This window comes from Burkholderia sp. JKS000303, assembly GCF_002563755.1.
In the GTDB taxonomy this organism is placed as follows: domain Bacteria; phylum Pseudomonadota; class Gammaproteobacteria; order Burkholderiales; family Burkholderiaceae; genus Burkholderia; species Burkholderia anthina_B.
Genome location: NZ_PDBZ01000004.1, coordinates 564,116 through 580,326, shown reverse-complemented (window position 1 = coordinate 580,326; position 16,211 = coordinate 564,116). Strand labels below are relative to the sequence as shown.

The window sequence follows — 16,211 nt, the reverse complement described above, 5'->3', positions numbered from 1 at the left end:
GTAGTTGGTGAGCGTTGGCGCTTTAGCGCTGACTCTCGCCCTTTCCGGAATCGACCGGCGTCGGCGCATCGGCGCCGGATCCGGCCTCATTCAAAATCGTGCACGAAGCACGAAATGGGTCCGCGGATTGTGCCGTGCCCGGCCGCTCATTGCGCGGTGACGGTTTCCTCCAGGCGATCGGCGCGATTGCTGACGTTTTCGAGCCGGTCGAGTGCCACACGCGTCGGCAGGCCTTCCGAATCGCCGATCACCTGGATCGCCAGCGCACCGATGCGATTGCCGCGCGCGACAGCCTGCTCGACGGAGCGACCCTCCAGCAGCGCGCTGACCACGCCGACCGCGAAGCCGTCGCCGGCGCCGACCGTGTCGACCACGTTCGCGACGCGCTCGCCCGTCACCGTGCCCTCACGACCCTCAGCCGTGCGGAAGTACGCCCCTTCGGCGCCCAGCTTGATCACCACGCCGCGCGCACCCTGCGCCAGGTAGAAGCCCGCGATGTCGGCCGGCGTGTCGTGCCCGGTGAGTTGCCGCCCTTCGGCCAGGCCCGGCAGCACCCAGTCGGCGAGCGCCGCCAGCGCGTTCAGCGTCTTCGCCATCACGTCGGCGGACGGCCACAGCGTCGGGCGCAGGTTCGGGTCGAACGAAATCGTCTTGCCTGCCGCGCGCATCTCGCGTGCGAGGCGAAACGCAAGCTCGCACGACGTCGCGGAAATGGCCGGTGCGACACCCGTCAGGTGCAGGTGGCGCGCGCCGAGCACGTAGTCGGCCACGTAGTCGTCGCACGACAGGTGGCTCGCGGCCGAGCCCTTGCGGAAATATTCGACGGTCGGGTCGCTGCCGTCGTCGTTGCGCGACTTCAGCTGGAAACCGGTCGGATAGCGCGGATCGACGGTCACGCACGACGCATCGATGCCTTCGCGTGCCAGCGTGTCGAGCACGTAGCCGCCGAACGAATCGCGGCCGACCCGGCTCATCCAGCCGACCCGGAAGCCGAGCCGCGACAGGCCGATCGCCACGTTCAGGTCCGCGCCCGCGATCCGTTTCGTGAATTGCCCCGCGTGCGCGAGGTGACCCGGCTCGGCGGCGACGAACATCGCCATCGCTTCGCCGTAGGTCACGACATCGAGTGCTGCTTTCATGACTGAATTCCTCCGTATCCTTCCGGGGTCACGCGGCAGCGAGCCACGCGACGCGCCGGCCGGCATCGCCCGCCAGGTCGGCCGCATCGAACGGAAACTCGATGCCGCGCGGCACCGCTTGCGGCAAGGCCGCGAGCACGCCCGTGACGAGCGGATCGCCCGGCGCCGGGGCCACCGCGAAACGGCGTGCGCCCTCGCCAACGACTGCCTTGCAATGAATGTATTCCACGTGCGGCGCGAGCACCTGGGCGCATGCGAGCGGCGCTTCGCCGGGCCACTGCCAGTTGCCGATATCGAACGTCATGCCGACCGCATCCGGCATGCCCGCGTCGCTCAACGCGGCGAACAGCCCGCGGAACTGCGCGAGCGCGCCGCCCACCGGCAGCTGGCCGTTCTCGACCACCACGCGGGCCCGCGCGCCGCGCGACAGCGCGACGATGTCGGCCGCATGCGCGTCGCCGGCGAAGCCGCCGAGCTGGAATTTGACGAAGCGCGCATCGAGTGCGTCGGCTTCCACGAGCGTGTCGCGCAACGCGTCGGCATCGAGCGCGCCCGTGTCCGTATACAGCGTCGCCGGCGTCGAATAGACCGACCACAGTCCGTGCGCGGCGAGTTCCGCGCCGAGCGCGGCCAGTGCGCCGGGCGTCGCGTCGTCATCCGACGCGAACAATTCGCGCCGCACTTCGAAACCGGTCGCACCGGACGCCGCCGCGGTCTCGATGAATGCACGGTGGCCCTGCTGGCGCACGCGGTCCATCCCGAATGCACTCGCCACGATCACGATGTCTGCCATTTCTTGCCCTTTTTTACCCAAATGGAACCGGTTCCATTTACTTGAGACGGATGGTGCGCTTCGCCCTTGGCGTGCGCCATAGTGGAAATCCCTAGCGTCGTGCGCGTGCACGCCGGCCGACGCGCATCCGGCGTTCCCGGGCCGCGTCCGGCCGGCTTATCCGGCGTCGTGCGTGAGGCTCATGTCGAGGAACTGGACGGCCACGCGCGATGGCGCGGCGCCATGCGGCACGAGAATCGAGAAATGACGCGTGAGCGGCTCGGGCGCCAGCGACCGCGCCACGAGCGCCGCATCCTGATGGCGCAGCGACATCGCGGACACGAAACCAACGCCCATCCCCGCGCGCACGGCTTCCTTCACGGCCTCGACGCCCGAAATCTCGAACGCGACGCGCATCGGCGCGCCGCCGTGCGCGAACGCGCGTTCGACGAGCTGACGCACGCCGGAGCCCTCCTCGCGCAGCACGAGCGGATGCGCGGCGAGCGCGTCGAGCGTGACGCCCGCGTCGTATCCGGGCGCGGCGAGCGGGTGCCCGGTCGGCACGATCGCGACGATCTCGTCCTCGTGCCACGCATGCACTGCGGTGCCGGGCGGCAGCGCCTCGCCAGGCGGCCCTTCGATCATCGCGATGTCGAGCGATGCCAGCGCGGCAACCACGTCGGCCGTGTTGCCGCTCATCGTCTGGATCACCACGCGCGGCGCGAACGGCTGGAATGCCGCGATCAGGTACGGCAGCAGATAGCTGGCCGGCGTGGTGCTCGCACCGATCCGCAGCGTGCCGGCGTCGAGCCCGCGCACCGCGTCGCGAAACGCGCGCGCCTGCGCGAACGTGTCGCGCTGCGCCTTCGCGTACTGCGCGAGCTGTTCGCCGACCGGCGTCAGCCGGATGCCGCGGCCGTCGCGCTGGTACAGCGGCTCGCCGAACTCGTCCTGCAGCAGGCGCAACTGGCCCGATACGGCCGGCTGCGACAGATGCAGCGCGACGGCGGCATGGCTGATGTTCAGGTGTTCGGCAACGGCGGCGAACGTTATCAGTTGATCCGGGGTCATGGATGTGAATTATCGGGTTTCCGGATAGTTTATGTCACAAATCACAATTTTTCATATCCATATAACCAAATTAGGATTAGACCATCGCAACATGCTTCATACGGTGCCTCCATGTCCACTGCTCCGACTCCCCATCTTGGCCACGCCGCGCCGTCGATGCGCGGCCAGCTGAACGGCGTGCTGTTCGTCGCGCTGTTCGCCGCCGCCGTGACCAGCCTGTCGCAACTGCCTGCCATCGCCGGGCTCGGCCTGTCGCCGCTGATCGTCGGGATCATCGCCGGCGCGCTGTACGGCAACGCGCTGCGCGACGGCATGCCGGCGAGCTGGGCGGCCGGCGTCAACTTTTCCGCGCGCAAGCTGCTGCGCATCGCGGTCGCGTTCTTCGGCTTGCGCGTGAGCCTGCAGGAAATCGCGCAGGTCGGCCTGCCGGGCCTCACGGTGTCGGTGCTGGTGGTCGTCAGCACGCTCGTGATCGGCACCTGGGTCGGCATGAAAGTGATGAAGCTCGATCGCGACGCGGCGCTGCTGACCGCCGCCGGCAGCGCGATCTGCGGCGCGGCCGCGGTGCTCGCGTTCGAGTCGACGCTGCAGTCGAAGCCGCACCAGAGCGCGATGGCCGTCGGTAGCGTCGTGCTGTTCGGCACGCTGTCGATGTTCCTGTACCCGCTCGCGTATCACGCCGGCCTGCTCGATCTCGACCCCGCCGGCCTCGGGCTGTTCTTCGGCGGCACGATCCACGAGGTCGCCCAGGTGGTCGGCGCGGCAAGCGACATCAGCCCGCAGGTCACGCACGTCGCAACGATCGTCAAGATGACGCGCGTGATGCTGCTGGTGCCGGTGCTGCTCACGCTCGGCTGGTGGCTCGCCCGCTCCGCACGGGCAAGCGCCGACGGCGCGCAAGGCAAGCGCAAGGTGGCCGTGCCCTGGTTCGCACTCGGCTTCCTCGGCTTCGTGATCGTCAACTCGCTGAACGTGCTGCCTGGCACCGTCACGCATACGCTGAACGTGCTCGATACCTTCGCGCTGACGATGGCGATGACCGCCCTGGGTATCGAAACGCGCGTATCGCAGATCCGCGAGGCCGGCCCCCGCGCACTGACCACCGGCCTGATCCTGTACGTGTGGCTGATCGCCGGCGGCTACGGCATCACGCTGGCCGTGCAGCACTGGCTTGGCTGAACCGCGCGCCCACGCCGCGACTCGCGCCGCGCCCGACGGGGAAGTCCCGCGGGCGCGGCGCAATGCTATGCTTCGCGACGGTTTCCCTCGTCCTCTTTTCCGCTCTCTTTCAGCCGTGCTCTCGTTCCTGCTGAAGCTGCGCACTCGCGCCCAAACGCTGTTCCGCCTGTCGGACGCCCATACGATGCTGATCTGGTCAGCCATCGTCGGCGTCGGCGGCGCCTTCGCCACGATGGCGTTCCGCGAAGGCATCGACCTGATGCAACACCTGATCTCGGGGCATAGCGGCAGCTTCGTACAGATGGCGAGAAGCCTGCCGTGGTACGTGCGGTTCTGGATGCCGGCCGCGGGCGGCTTCCTCGCCGGCTGCGTGCTGCTGCTCGCGACGCGCGGCGACAGGAAATCCGGCAAGACCGACTACATGGAAGCCGTCGCGCTCGGCGACGGCATCGTGCCGGTGCGGCAGAGCCTGTGGCGCAGCGTGTCGTCGCTGCTGACCATCGGCAGCGGCGGCTCGATCGGCCGCGAAGGCCCGATGGTGCAGCTCGCGGCGCTCGCCGCGTCGCTGGTCGGCCGCTTCGTGCACTTCGATCCGCCGCGCCTGCGCCTGCTCGTCGCGTGCGGCGCCGCGGCCGGCATCACGTCCGCGTACAACGCGCCGATCGCCGGCGCGTTCTTCGTATCCGAAATCGTGCTCGGCACGATCGCGATGGAGAGCTTCGGACCGATGGTCGTCGCGTCGGTCGTCGCGAACATCGTGATGCGCGAATTCGCCGGCTACCGGCCGCCGTACGAGATGCCGGTGTTCCCGGCCGTCACCGGCCCCGAGGTGCTGCTGTTCGTCGTGCTCGGCGCGCTGTGCGGCGTGCTCGCGCCGCAGTTCCTGCACCTGCTCGATGCGTCGAAGAACCAGTTCAAGCGGCTACCCGTGCCGCTGCCGGTACGGCTTGCGATGGGCGGCCTCGTCGTCGGCGTGATCTCGGTGTGGATTCCGGACGTGTGGGGCAACGGCTACAGCGTCGTGAACCACATCCTGCATTCGCCGTGGACCTGGCAGGCACTCGTCGCAGTGCTGGTGTTCAAGATCGTCGCGACCGCCGCGACGGCCGGCTCCGGTGCGGTCGGCGGGGTATTCACGCCGACGCTGTTCGTCGGCGCGGTGTTCGGCTCGCTGTTCGGGCTCGCGATGAACGCGCTGTGGCCAGGCCACACGTCCGCGTACTTCGCGTATGCGATGGTCGGGATGGGGGCGTTCATGGCCGGCGCCACGCAGGCGCCACTGATGGCGATCCTGATGATCTTCGAGATGACGCTGAGCTACCAGGTCGTGCTGCCGCTGCTGGTGTCGTGCGTGTTCGCGTATTTCGTCGCGCGTGCGACGGGCACGACGTCGATGTACGAAATCACGCTGCGCCACCACCAGGACGCGGCAGAGCGGGTGCGCCTGCGCACCACGCAGATGCGCCAGCTGATCCAGCCTGCGCAGACGGTCGTGCCGCTCACCGCCAGCGTGGCCGACATGACGCGCGTGTTTCTCGAATATCCGGTGAAGTACCTGTACGTGACCGACGACGCCGGGCGCTTTCGCGGCGCGGTCGCGCTGAAGGACATCACGTCCGACCTGCTCGACAAACGCGACACGACCGACAAGACGGCTGCGCACTACGCGCATACGCCGTTTCCGCTGCTCACGCCCGACATGCCGCTCGCGACCGCGCTCGAACGCTTCATGGCGTTCCAGGGCGAACGGCTGCCGGTGATCGAAAGCGACGCCGAGCCGACGCTCGCGGGCGTGGTCTACAAGACGTCGCTGCTCGACGCGTACCGGCGGATGACGGGCGAGCGCTGATGGGCTCGGCGCACGCGACCCGGTGTTGCGTGCACCGCGCCCTGCCTCCCCGGCGACCACCACCGCGCGCCGCCCGCCTGAACGCTCAGTCCGGCGCGCGCCCCAGCACGACCCGTGCGAAGAATCCCGCGAGCACCGATTCGGCCACGTCCGCCGACACGTGCTGCGGATCGGCCGTGTAATACGACTGCACGCCATCGCACAGGCACATCAATCCGAACGCGAGCGTCTCGGCCGGCAATAGCAGCGGCGTGCCCGCGCGCTCCGCGAAACGCTGGATGAATTCGGCCATCTGCAGCCGCTTGCCGTGCAGGAACTGATTGAAGCGCACGCGAAACTTCGCGTCGCGCGCCGCCTGCAGCTTCGCCTCACCCCACAGCAGCGAATACTCGTCGTCGCGAAAGAGCGTTCGGTAGTACGCGAGCGCCATCGCCTCCATCTGCTCGCGCGGGCCGCCTTCCTCGAAGATCGCTTCGAAGTCGGCCTGCACCGAATCGTGATCGCGCTCGAGCAACTCGAGCAGCAGTTCCGACTTGCTGCGGAAATTCGAATAGAACGCGCCGCGCGTATAACCGGCCGCCGCCGCGATGTCCTCGACGCTCGCCGCGACATAGCCTTTCTTCAGAAAAATCCGGTGTGCGGCAGTCAGCAGACGTTCGCGCGTCTGGTCCCGGCTCTGCTCGCGAGTTAAGCGCTGTGGTTTCATGGCGCGCAGTCTAGCACTAACCCCCTTTCAGATTCATCTTTGCATTCAGATACATGTGTGTATTAGAATCCGACACAGTTTCCGAACAACCTCGTTCGGCTCTGTTCGTGCGCGCCGAGACCGGCGCCACTTGGGGCAAGCGCCTGTCGCGCTTGCCGGCTTCGTTCCGTTCTCACCTGATCTGGGGGTTTCGTGAATCGCTCCGGTTCCCGCGCCGCACTGCTGATCGGCGTCGCGCTCGTCCTCGCCGCCTGCCACCCGAAGGAGGCCGCGCCGCCCGCGCCGCGCCCCGTCGTCGCGCTGCCCGCGCATGCCGACGACGCGACGCCCGCGCGCACACTGCCCGGCGAGATCCAGCCGCGCTATGCGACGCCGCTGTCGTTCCGCATCGCCGGCAAGATCGTCGAGCGCAAGGTGCGGCTCGGCGATGCCGTCAAGGCCGGCCAGGTCGTCGCGCTGCTCGACCCGTCCGACGTCGAGAAGAACGCCACGAGCGCGCAGGCGCAGCTCGATGCCGCGTCGCACAGCCTCGCGTTCGCGAAGCAGCAGCTCGACCGCGATCGCGCGCAAGCGCGCGAGAACCTGATCGCGACCGCGCAGCTCGAACAGACCGAAAACAACTACACGTCGGCGCTCGCACAGCGCGACCAGGCGCAGCAGCAGCTTGCGCTCGCGAAGAACCAGCTCCGCTATGCGACGCTCGTCGCCGATCATGCGGGCACCATCACCGCCGAGCAGGCCGACACCGGCCAGAACGTGTCGGCCGGCCAGGCCGTCTACCAGCTCGCGTGGTCGGGCGACGTCGACGTCGTCAGCGACGTGCCCGAGGCCGCGCTCGCGTCGCTCGCACCCGGTCACGCGGCAAGCGTCACGCTGCCGTCGCTGCCCGGCCGCCAGTTCGCGGCCAAGGTGCGTGAAATCGCCCCGGCAGCCGATCCGCAAAGCCGCACGTATCGCGTGAAGCTCACGCTCGCCGCGCCCGATCCGGCCGTCCGTCTCGGGATGACCGCCAACGTCGCGTTCGACGGCGCACCGGTTGCCGGCAACGCCTCGACCATCACGCTGCCCGCGACCGCGCTGTTCCACGACGGCCCGCATCCGGCCGTGTGGATCGTGCGCGCGAAGGACGACACGCTCGAACTGCGCCGCGTCGACGTCGTGCGCTTCAACGAACGCACCGTCACCGTGTCGCACGGGCTGCAGCCGGGCGAGCGCGTCGTGCTGCAGGGCGTGCATACGGTCAGCGCGGGCGAGAAGGTGCGCGCGATCGCGCCGCTGCATCCGGAGGACTTCGCGTCATGAGCAGCCTCCGCGAAGAAGGCCGGTTCAACCTGTCGGCATGGGCGCTGCGCCACCAGGCGCTGGTCGTCTACCTGATCGCGCTCGCGACGCTCGCGGGCATCCTCGCGTACACCCGCCTCGCGCAATCCGAAGACCCGCCGTTCACGTTCCGCGTGATGGTGATCCGCACGTTCTGGCCCGGCGCGAGCGCGCGGCAGGTGCAGGAACAGGTGACCGACCGGATCGGCCGCAAGCTGCAGGAAACGCCGGCCATCGACTTCCTGCGCAGCTATTCGCGCCCCGGCGAGTCGCTGATCTTCTTCACAATGAAGGATTCGGCGCCCGTGAAGGACGTGCCCGAGACCTGGTACCAGATCCGCAAGAAGGTCGGCGACATCGGCTACACGCTGCCGCCGGGCGTCCAAGGCCCGTTCTTCAACGACGAGTTCGGCGACGTCTACACCAACATCTGGACGCTCGAAGGCGACGGCTTCACGCCCGCGCAGCTTCACGACTACGCGGACCAGTTGCGCACGGTGCTGCTGCGCGTGCCGGGCGTCGGCAAGGTCGACTACTTCGGCGACCCTGACCAGCGCATCTTCATCGAGGCCGACAACGCGCAGCTCACGCGCCTCGGCATCTCGCCGCAGCAGCTCGGACAGGCGATCAACGCGCAGAACGACATCTCGTCGGCCGGCGTGCTGACCACCGCCGACGATCGCGTGTTCGTGCGGCCGAGCGGCCAGTTCGACAACGTCGCGGCGATCGCCGACACGCTGATCCGCATCAACGGCCGCACGTTCCGGCTCGGCGATCTGGCCACCGTGAAGCGCGGCTACGACGATCCGCCCGTCACGCAGATGCGTGCGAACGGTCACGCAGTGCTCGGCATCGGCGTGACAATGCAGCCCGGCGGCGACGTGATCCGGCTCGGCAAGGCGCTCGACGCCGAATCGAAGGATCTGCAGGCGCAATTGCCGGCCGGCCTGAAGCTGACGCTGGTGTCGAGCATGCCGCATGCGGTGGCGCATTCGGTCGACGACTTCCTCGAAGCCGTCGCCGAAGCGGTGGCGATCGTGCTGGTCGTGAGCCTCGTGTCGCTCGGGCTGCGCACCGGGATGGTCGTCGTGATCTCGATTCCGGTCGTGCTCGCCGTCACCGCGCTGTTCATGTATCTGTTCGACATCGGGCTGCACAAGGTGTCGCTCGGCACGCTGGTGCTCGCGCTCGGGCTGCTCGTCGACGATGCGATCATCGCGGTCGAGATGATGGCCGTGAAGCTCGAACAGGGCTACAGCCGCGCACGCGCCGCCGCGTTCGCGTACACCAGCACCGCGTTTCCGATGCTGACCGGCACGCTGGTCACGGTATCGGGCTTCCTGCCGATCGCGCTCGCGAAATCGAGCACCGGCGAATACACGCGCTCGATCTTCGAGGTGTCGGCGATCGCGCTGATCGCGTCGTGGTTCGCAGCCGTCGTGCTGATCCCGCTGCTCGGCTATCACCTGCTGCCCGAGCGCAAGAAGCACGCGCACGAAGCGCATCTGCCGGACGATCACGAGCACGACATCTACAACACGCGCTTCTATACGCGGCTGCGCGGCTGGATCGACTGGTGCATCGAGCGGCGCTTCGTCGTGCTGCTGATCACCGGCGCGCTCTTCGTCGTCGCGCTGATGGGCTTCACGCTCGTGCCGCAGCAGTTCTTCCCGAGCTCCGACCGCCCCGAGCTGCTCGTCGATCTGAGGCTGCCCGAAGGCGCGTCGTTCGCGGCGACGCTGCGCGAGACGCAGCGCCTGGAAAAGGTGCTCGACAAGCGGCCCGAGATTGATCACTCGGTGAACTTCGTCGGCAGCGGCGCGCCGCGCTTCTACCTGCCGCTCGACCAGCAGCTTCAATTGCCGAACTTCTCGCAGTTCGTCGTCACCGCGAAATCGGTCGAGGATCGCGAGAAGCTCGCGACCTGGCTCGAAACCACGCTGCGCGACCAGTTCCCGGCCGTGCGCTGGCGCCTGTCGCGGCTCGAGAACGGGCCGCCGGTCGGCTACCCGGTGCAGTTCCGCGTGAGCGGCGACGATATCGCGACGGTGCGCTCGATCGCCGAGAAGGTCGCGGCGACGATGCGCGGCGACGCGCGCGCGGTCAACGTGCAGTTCGACTGGGACGAGCCGGCCGAGCGCTCGGTACGCTTCGAGCTCGACCAGAAGAAGGCGCGCGAGCTGAACGTCACGTCGCAGGATGTGTCGAGCTTCCTCGCGATGACGCTGTCCGGCACCACCGTCACGCAGTATCGCGAGCGCGACAAGCTGATCGCGGTCGACCTGCGCGCACCGCGCGCGGACCGCGTCGATCCGGCCCGGCTCGCGGGCCTCGCGATGCCGACGCCGAACGGCCCGGTGCCGCTCGGCTCGCTCGGCCGCTTCACGCCGACGCTCGAATACGGTGTCGTGTGGGAGCGCGACCGCCAGCCGACCATCACCGTGCAGTCCGACGTGCGCGCCGGCGCACAGGGCATCGACGTCACGCATGCGATCGACGCGAAGCTGAATGCGTTGCGTGCGCAGTTGCCGGTCGGCTATCAGATCAACATCGGCGGGTCGGTCGAAGAAAGCGCGAAAGCGCAGGCATCGATCAACGCGCAGATGCCGCTGATGGCGATCGCGGTGTTCACGCTGCTGATGATCCAGTTGCAAAGCTTCTCGCGCGTGCTGATGGTCGTGCTCACCGCGCCGCTCGGCCTGATCGGCGTGGCCGGCACGCTGCTGCTGTTCGGCCAGCCGTTCGGCTTCGTCGCGATGCTCGGCGTGATCGCGATGTTCGGGATCATCATGCGCAACTCGGTGATTCTGGTCGACCAGATCGAGCAGGACATCGCCGCCGGCCACGGACGCTTCGACGCGATCGTCGGCGCGACCGTGCGGCGCTTCCGGCCGATCACGCTGACCGCCGCGGCCGCCGTGCTCGCGCTGATCCCGCTGCTGCGCTCGAACTTCTTCGGGCCGATGGCGACCGCGCTGATGGGCGGGATCACGAGCGCGACCGTGCTGACGCTGTTCTACCTGCCCGCGCTGTACGCCACGTGGTTCCGCGTGAAGCGCGACGAACGCGATCCGCGCGACGGCCCGTCCAACGACGGCAGCCAGCCTGCCGCGCCGTCGGGAGCTTGATCATGGAACTGTCGTTGAACCTGAAAACGAAGGCCGCGCGAGCACTCGCGGCCGCGACCCTCGCCGGGCCGCTCGCCGGCTGCGCGTGGTTCGCGCCGAGCGGCGAGCCGCCCGCGATGCCGTCGCCCGCCCACTACGGCGCCGCGCCGCAAGTACAGCAGACGGTTGCCGCGCAAGGCGTCGCGCAGCAGTTCGAGGTCGGCGCGCAACCCGTGCCCGACTGGTGGACGCAGTACCGCTCCGAGCCGCTGAATGCACTCGTCGACGAAGGGCTGCGCAACAGCCCGACGCTCGGCGCGGCGTCGCACTCGCTCGATGCCGCGCGCGAACAGTTGCGCGGGCAGATCGGCAGCTCGATGCTGCCGTCGATCGATGCGGGTGGCCAGGCCACGCGCCAGCGCGCGCTGGGCGTGCCGATTCCGGCGCTGGGCGCACCGACGCTGCTGTACGACACCTTCGTCGGACAACTGCAGGCGAGCTATACGATCGACCTGTTCGGCGCGTCGCGCTTCGCGAACCGCGCGCTCGCCAAACGCGTCGACGTCAGCGCGTTCCAGCTCGAATCGGCGCGGCGCGCGCTCGCCGCGAACATCGTCACCGCGTCGATCACGGTGTCGGTGCTCAACGCGCAGATCGCGACGACCGAGCGGCTCGTCGCGCTCGCGAACGACCAGGCGCACGACGCGCAGCGCCGCTACGCGCTCGGGTCGGCATCGCGCAGCGACGCGCTGAACGCGCAGCAAAGCGCGGACACGTTCGCGGCCAGCCTGCCCGCGCTGCGCCAGCAGCGCGACGCGGCGCGCCATGCGCTCGCGGTACTGATCGGCCGCACGCCCGACCAGCCGCCCGCCGATCTCACGCTCGACGACCTGCACCTGCCCGCGCAGGTGCCCGTGGTCGTGCCGTCGGTCCTGCTGCAAAGCCGCCCCGACGTCCAGGCCGCCGATGCGGGGCTGAAGGCGGCCGCCGCCGAAGTCGGCCTCGCGACCGCGCAGATGTTCCCGCAGCTGTCGCTGTCGGCGGCGCTCGGCAAAGGCGGCTTCAGTTGGCCGGCGATGCTGTCGGGCGCCGGCGCGATCTGGAATGTCGGGGCGTCGCTGAGCCAGCCGCTGTTCCACGGCGGTGCGCTGCTCGCGCAGCGCCGGGCGGCGAAGGCGACCTACGAGGCCGCGGTCGACCAGTACAAGCAGACCGTGCTGGCCGCGTTCCAGAACGTCGCCGACTCGCTCGCCGCGCTCGAGCACGATGCGCAAGCGCTCGATGCGTCGTCGCGCGCCGCGCTGTCCGCGCGCGGCGCCTACGACGACGCGGCCGCCCGCGTGCGGCTCGGCGCATTGCCGCCGTCGGCCGCGCGGGCGAGCGAACTGCAGTACCGCAACGCTCGGCTCGACGAGATCCGCGCGACCGGCGCGCGCTTCGCCGACACAGCACGGCTCTACCAGGCGATGGGCACGCCGCCGGTCGATCCGGCCGGCAACGCCGCGAAGGACGGGAAAGCCGATTCAACCGGCACGACCGGCAACGCGGATCAAAACACCCCCGGCGCCGAGGCACGCACGGCCACCCCCGACGCGCCGCCGTCACCGCAATAACGCAAACGCGCCCTTCGTGTCGGGCGCCACGGCGCGCGGAGCCACCCGCGCGCCGATTTGCGATCTTCCGCTTGACCCTCACGTAGCGTAACGTTCGAGACTCCAGTGTGCGCACCGAACGGAGGACACCATGCGGCTGAAAGTGGGAGAACTGGCGAAGCGAAGCGGGCTGACCGTCCGCACGCTTCATCACTATCACGCGATCGGCTTGCTGACGCCTTCGGCGCGTGCCGACAACGGCTACCGGCTGTACGACCGCGACGACATCGCCCGGCTCCACCAGATCCAGGCCCTGCGTCGCTTCGGACTGTCGCTCACCGAAATCGGCGACCACCTGAACCAGCCCGGCACGCCGCTCGTCGAGCTCGTCGCGAAGCAGATCGCATCGCTCGACCACCAGCTTGCGCAGACCGCGCGGCTGCGCGAACGGCTCGTGCATCTGCACGCGCAGCTCGGCGCGGGTACGGAACCGGAGCTGGCTGACTGGCTCACCACACTGGAGTTGATGACCGTGTACGACCGCTATTTTTCCGAGGAAGAACTCGCGCGCCTGCCGATGTACCGCAAGAGCCAGACTGGCGATGCGGAATGGATCGCGCTCATCGCCGACGTGCGTACGCTGCACGACGCGGGCGTGCCGCCCGAGGATGCGCGCGTGCGTGCGTTCGCCGATCGCTGGATGACGCTGCTCGTGCGCGACACGAACAACGATCCGCGCCTGCTGGCCAAGCTGAACCTGATGCACGAGCGCGAACCGTCGATGCAGTCGCAGATCGGCATCTCGACCGGGCTGCGCGACTACGTGCTGAAAGCGGTGGCCGAAACCAAGATGCGGATCTTCGAGACCTATCTGGCGCCCGACGAGATCCGTTTCATGCGGGCGCACTATGGCGAACGCTCGATGGAGTGGCCGCAGTTGATGGCGGACGTGCGCGATGCAATCGAGGCCGGTGCGCAGCCTGATTCGCCGGAAGGCCGTGCGCTCGCGACACGTTGGCTCGACCTGTTCTGCAGCTATGCCGGCCGCGATCCCGCCACGCACGCGAAATTCCGCCACGCGATGATGACCGAGCCGGCGCTGACGAAGGACGCATGGGTCGACGACACGCTGCTCGGCTTCATGCGGGAAGCGATGGCGCAACTCGCGCCCGCGCGCTGATCGCACGACGTCGGTTTTCCGGACGGCGCGCGGCAGTGTCGCGCGCCGTCCGGCGAGTCGTCGTATCGGCGGATTGTCGCCGAACCTTCAGCGTGACACGCACTGAAGCGCCCGGACGCGCCCTCAGCGATAGTCCCGCAGGCTGATCGCATGCCAGTGCTTCGTCATGTAACGCAGGAACGCGGGCTGTGCCTTCAGGTCCGCACTCGGCACGGGCGCCGCGCCGCCGTCCATGAACTTGCCTTTGACCGTGACGGTCTCCTCGCCGCGCAGCACGTATTTCGTCCCCTGGTCGATCAGGAAGTACTTGACCTGGTCCGCACTGACGTCGCCGCGGCAGCCGATCTTGTACGCGAACAGGAACTGCTTGCGACCGTTGCCGAGCAGGTCGGTCATCTCGATCGCAGCCGGCACGACGTCGAGGATCACGTCGACCGGGCATTCCTTCACATAGTCGCGCACCGTCCAGTCGGGCCGACCGTCGAGCGTCGCGGACACCTTGAGCTGCACGTCGTTGCCGGACGCGGTCCGCGCGAACGTCACCGCATGCGCGCCCAGCGCATCGGTCCACGCATATTCGGCAGCCTGTGCCGGGTTGGCCAGCGTAGCGGCGGCAAGCAACATGCAATACGAAAGGAGGTGGCACTTCATCGGCAATGGCGTTGGAATCGAACGCGCCATTATCGACAAAGCCGCCGGTGGCCGCCAGTTACCGCGACGCCGTGCTCACCGCTCGCGCATCCCGAGCCCGAGCGCCTTCATCCGCCGATACAGCGTCCGCTCGCTCATCCCGACGTGCTCGGCCAGCGCCTTGCGCGTGCCTTCGAACGTGCCGGCAATCCGCACGAGTTCCGCATCCGACACGCCGCGCGGATCCGCCGCGCGCGCGTGCGGCGCCGCCGATGCCGCGACCAGCTCGGCCGGCAGATGCTCGACGCGAATCGTCCCGTCGTCCGCGAACAGGCACGCGCGTTCGAGCACGTTGCGCAGCTCGCGGATGTTGCCGGGCCACGCATACGCGTCGAGGCAGGCCCGTGCGCGCTCGGTCAGCACGAACGGCCGGGCCGCGAACGGCCGCGCGCCGGCATCGCCCGCGCCGGCGCGCGCATTCGCGATCCGCCGCAGGATCGATTCGGCCAGCAGCGCCACGTCGCCGCGCCGTTCGCGCAGCGCAGGCAGCGGAATCGGAAACGCGTTGATCCGGTAGTACAGATCCTGTCGGAACCGGCCGTCGTCGATCATCTCGCGCAACGGCTTGTGGGTCGCCGCGACGAGCCGGAAATCCGCACGCAGCGCCTCGACGCCGCCGACGCGCCGGAACGTCCCCGACTCGATCAGCCGCAGCAGCTTCACCTGCATCGGCAGCGGCACGTCGCCGATCTCGTCGAGAAACAGCGTGCCGCCCTGCGCGGTCTCGACGAGGCCCGGCTTGCGCTGGTTCGCGCCGGTAAAGGCGCCCTTCTCGTAGCCGAACAGTTCGCTCTCGAACAGCGTCTCGGCGATCCCCGAACAATCGACGACCACGAACGGCCCCATCGCGCGATCGCTCGCCTCGTGCAGCGCCCGTGCGAACAATTCCTTGCCGGTGCCCGACTCGCCGAGCAGCAGCACGGGCAGCGTCGACGGCGCGACCCGCTGCAGCGCGCCGAGCGCCGCATTGAACGCGTCGGCGCCGCCGACGAGCCCTTCCGCGCTCGGCTGCGCCGACGCGCTGCGCACCGTCGTCAGCCGCTCGACGTACGCGATCACGGTGCCGGTCGCATCGAAGATCGGCCGCAGCTCGACGTCGACGTGCTCGGGGCCGCGCGGCGTATGGTGGATATGCAGCACGCGGTTCAGGCTGCGCGATTCGCGCGCCTGCTTCATCGGGCAATGCTCGCCGGCCTGGTCGCACGGCACGTCGTAGTGATGCGAGACCTGGAAGCAGTGTCGGCCCACGTGCTCGACGCCCGCCACGCCGAACTGGCGGCGGTACGCATCGTTCGCTGCGAGGATGCGGTAATCGGGATCGACGACGATCATCGGCTGCGGGTCGTGCTCGAGATACGCGACGAGCGCGCGCACGTCGGGCATCACGTCGCGCGGCGGCACGGGAACGATCGGAATGGTGTCGTGCGGATGCATGCGGAGGCTCGGAAACGAATGGCCGGACGGACTGCCAGGCCGACTGCCAATTCTGCCACGACACTGCCAGTCGTGGCAGTCCGCGTTGACAGCAGCGTGTCGCCCATCGTTGGAGAGCGGCGCGATCGTGCCGAAAAGACGAGCCAAATCAACGACCTGCCACATCGCCATG

At 68.7% G+C, this 16,211-nt stretch carries 12 protein-coding genes; 6 read left to right on the top strand and 6 right to left on the bottom strand.

What is annotated here, in order from left to right:
* Positions 1-146 precede the first annotated feature (146 nt).
* The 3 genes from BX604_RS35935 to BX604_RS35925 all read right to left on the bottom strand — a co-directional run bounded on the left by BX604_RS35935 (position 147) and on the right by BX604_RS35925 (position 2,982).
* Entirely contained in the window at positions 147-1,139 is a 993-nt protein-coding gene (locus BX604_RS35935) for a sugar kinase (protein ID WP_098556401.1), read from the bottom strand.
* 28 nt (positions 1,140-1,167) lie between these two features.
* Positions 1,168-1,932 (bottom strand): TIM barrel protein, encoded by a 765-nt coding sequence (locus BX604_RS35930; RefSeq protein ID WP_098556399.1) that lies wholly within the window; start codon positions 1,930-1,932, stop codon positions 1,168-1,170.
* 156 nt (positions 1,933-2,088) lie between these two features.
* Positions 2,089-2,982 (bottom strand): LysR family transcriptional regulator, encoded by an 894-nt coding sequence (locus BX604_RS35925; RefSeq protein WP_098556397.1) that lies wholly within the window; start codon positions 2,980-2,982, stop codon positions 2,089-2,091.
* A gap of 111 nt (positions 2,983-3,093) precedes the next feature.
* Between BX604_RS35925 and BX604_RS35920 the strand changes: the two genes are divergently transcribed.
* The gene (locus BX604_RS35920) at positions 3,094-4,161 is read left to right on the top strand and encodes a YeiH family protein (RefSeq protein ID WP_098556395.1); all 1,068 of its coding nucleotides are present in this window, start codon (positions 3,094-3,096) and stop codon (positions 4,159-4,161) included.
* Between the two features lie 115 nt (positions 4,162-4,276).
* A complete protein-coding gene (locus tag BX604_RS35910) occupies positions 4,277-6,010 on the top strand; it encodes a ClcB-like voltage-gated chloride channel protein (protein ID WP_208450348.1) in 1,734 nt (577 codons plus the stop codon).
* 85 nt (positions 6,011-6,095) lie between these two features.
* On the opposite strand, the gene BX604_RS35905 is transcribed toward BX604_RS35910, so the two are convergent.
* Positions 6,096-6,716 (bottom strand): TetR/AcrR family transcriptional regulator, encoded by a 621-nt coding sequence (locus BX604_RS35905; protein WP_098556389.1) that lies wholly within the window; start codon positions 6,714-6,716, stop codon positions 6,096-6,098.
* Between the two features lie 192 nt (positions 6,717-6,908).
* Here BX604_RS35905 and BX604_RS35900 point away from each other — a divergent pair, with 192 nt between their 5' ends.
* The 4 genes from BX604_RS35900 to BX604_RS35885 all read left to right on the top strand — a co-directional run bounded on the left by BX604_RS35900 (position 6,909) and on the right by BX604_RS35885 (position 13,915).
* Positions 6,909-8,018, top strand: coding sequence for an efflux RND transporter periplasmic adaptor subunit (locus tag BX604_RS35900; RefSeq protein WP_098556387.1), 1,110 nt, complete (start codon positions 6,909-6,911; stop codon positions 8,016-8,018).
* Positions 8,015-11,164: an efflux RND transporter permease subunit gene (locus BX604_RS35895; RefSeq protein ID WP_098556385.1), complete on the top strand. Its 3,150-nt coding sequence runs from the start codon at positions 8,015-8,017 to the stop codon at positions 11,162-11,164. Before BX604_RS35900 ends, BX604_RS35895 begins: the two co-directional genes overlap by 4 nt.
* Before the next feature lie 2 nt (positions 11,165-11,166).
* Positions 11,167-12,756, top strand: a complete 1,590-nt coding sequence (locus BX604_RS35890; protein ID WP_098556384.1) for an efflux transporter outer membrane subunit — start codon at positions 11,167-11,169, stop codon at positions 12,754-12,756.
* Between the two features lie 130 nt (positions 12,757-12,886).
* Positions 12,887-13,915, top strand: coding sequence for a MerR family transcriptional regulator (locus tag BX604_RS35885; protein WP_098556382.1), 1,029 nt, complete (start codon positions 12,887-12,889; stop codon positions 13,913-13,915).
* A 123-nt stretch (positions 13,916-14,038) separates the two neighbouring features.
* On the opposite strand, the gene BX604_RS35880 is transcribed toward BX604_RS35885, so the two are convergent.
* A complete protein-coding gene (locus BX604_RS35880; protein ID WP_098556380.1) occupies positions 14,039-14,566 on the bottom strand; it encodes a M949_RS01915 family surface polysaccharide biosynthesis protein in 528 nt (175 codons plus the stop codon).
* 75 nt (positions 14,567-14,641) lie between these two features.
* Positions 14,642-16,039, bottom strand: a complete 1,398-nt coding sequence (locus tag BX604_RS35875; RefSeq protein WP_098556379.1) for a sigma-54 interaction domain-containing protein — start codon at positions 16,037-16,039, stop codon at positions 14,642-14,644.
* Positions 16,040-16,211: the final 172 nt, after the last annotated feature.

Bases quoted from the DNA above. Each gene is read 5' to 3' on its own strand.
- BX604_RS35935 (WP_098556401.1), bottom strand. From the start codon at position 1,139: ATGAAAGCAGCACTCGATGTCGTGACCTACGGCGAAGCGATGGCGATG.
- BX604_RS35930 (WP_098556399.1), bottom strand. From the start codon at position 1,932: ATGGCAGACATCGTGATCGTGGCGAGTGCATTCGGGATGGACCGCGTG.
- BX604_RS35925 (WP_098556397.1), bottom strand. From the start codon at position 2,982: ATGACCCCGGATCAACTGATAACGTTCGCCGCCGTTGCCGAACACCTG.
- BX604_RS35920 (WP_098556395.1), top strand. From the start codon at position 3,094: ATGTCCACTGCTCCGACTCCCCATCTTGGCCACGCCGCGCCGTCGATG.
- BX604_RS35905 (WP_098556389.1), bottom strand. From the start codon at position 6,716: ATGAAACCACAGCGCTTAACTCGCGAGCAGAGCCGGGACCAGACGCGC.
- BX604_RS35895 (WP_098556385.1), top strand. From the start codon at position 8,015: ATGAGCAGCCTCCGCGAAGAAGGCCGGTTCAACCTGTCGGCATGGGCG.
- BX604_RS35890 (WP_098556384.1), top strand. From the start codon at position 11,167: ATGGAACTGTCGTTGAACCTGAAAACGAAGGCCGCGCGAGCACTCGCG.
- BX604_RS35885 (WP_098556382.1), top strand. From the start codon at position 12,887: ATGCGGCTGAAAGTGGGAGAACTGGCGAAGCGAAGCGGGCTGACCGTC.
- BX604_RS35880 (WP_098556380.1), bottom strand. From the start codon at position 14,566: ATGAAGTGCCACCTCCTTTCGTATTGCATGTTGCTTGCCGCCGCTACG.
- BX604_RS35875 (WP_098556379.1), bottom strand. From the start codon at position 16,039: ATGCATCCGCACGACACCATTCCGATCGTTCCCGTGCCGCCGCGCGAC.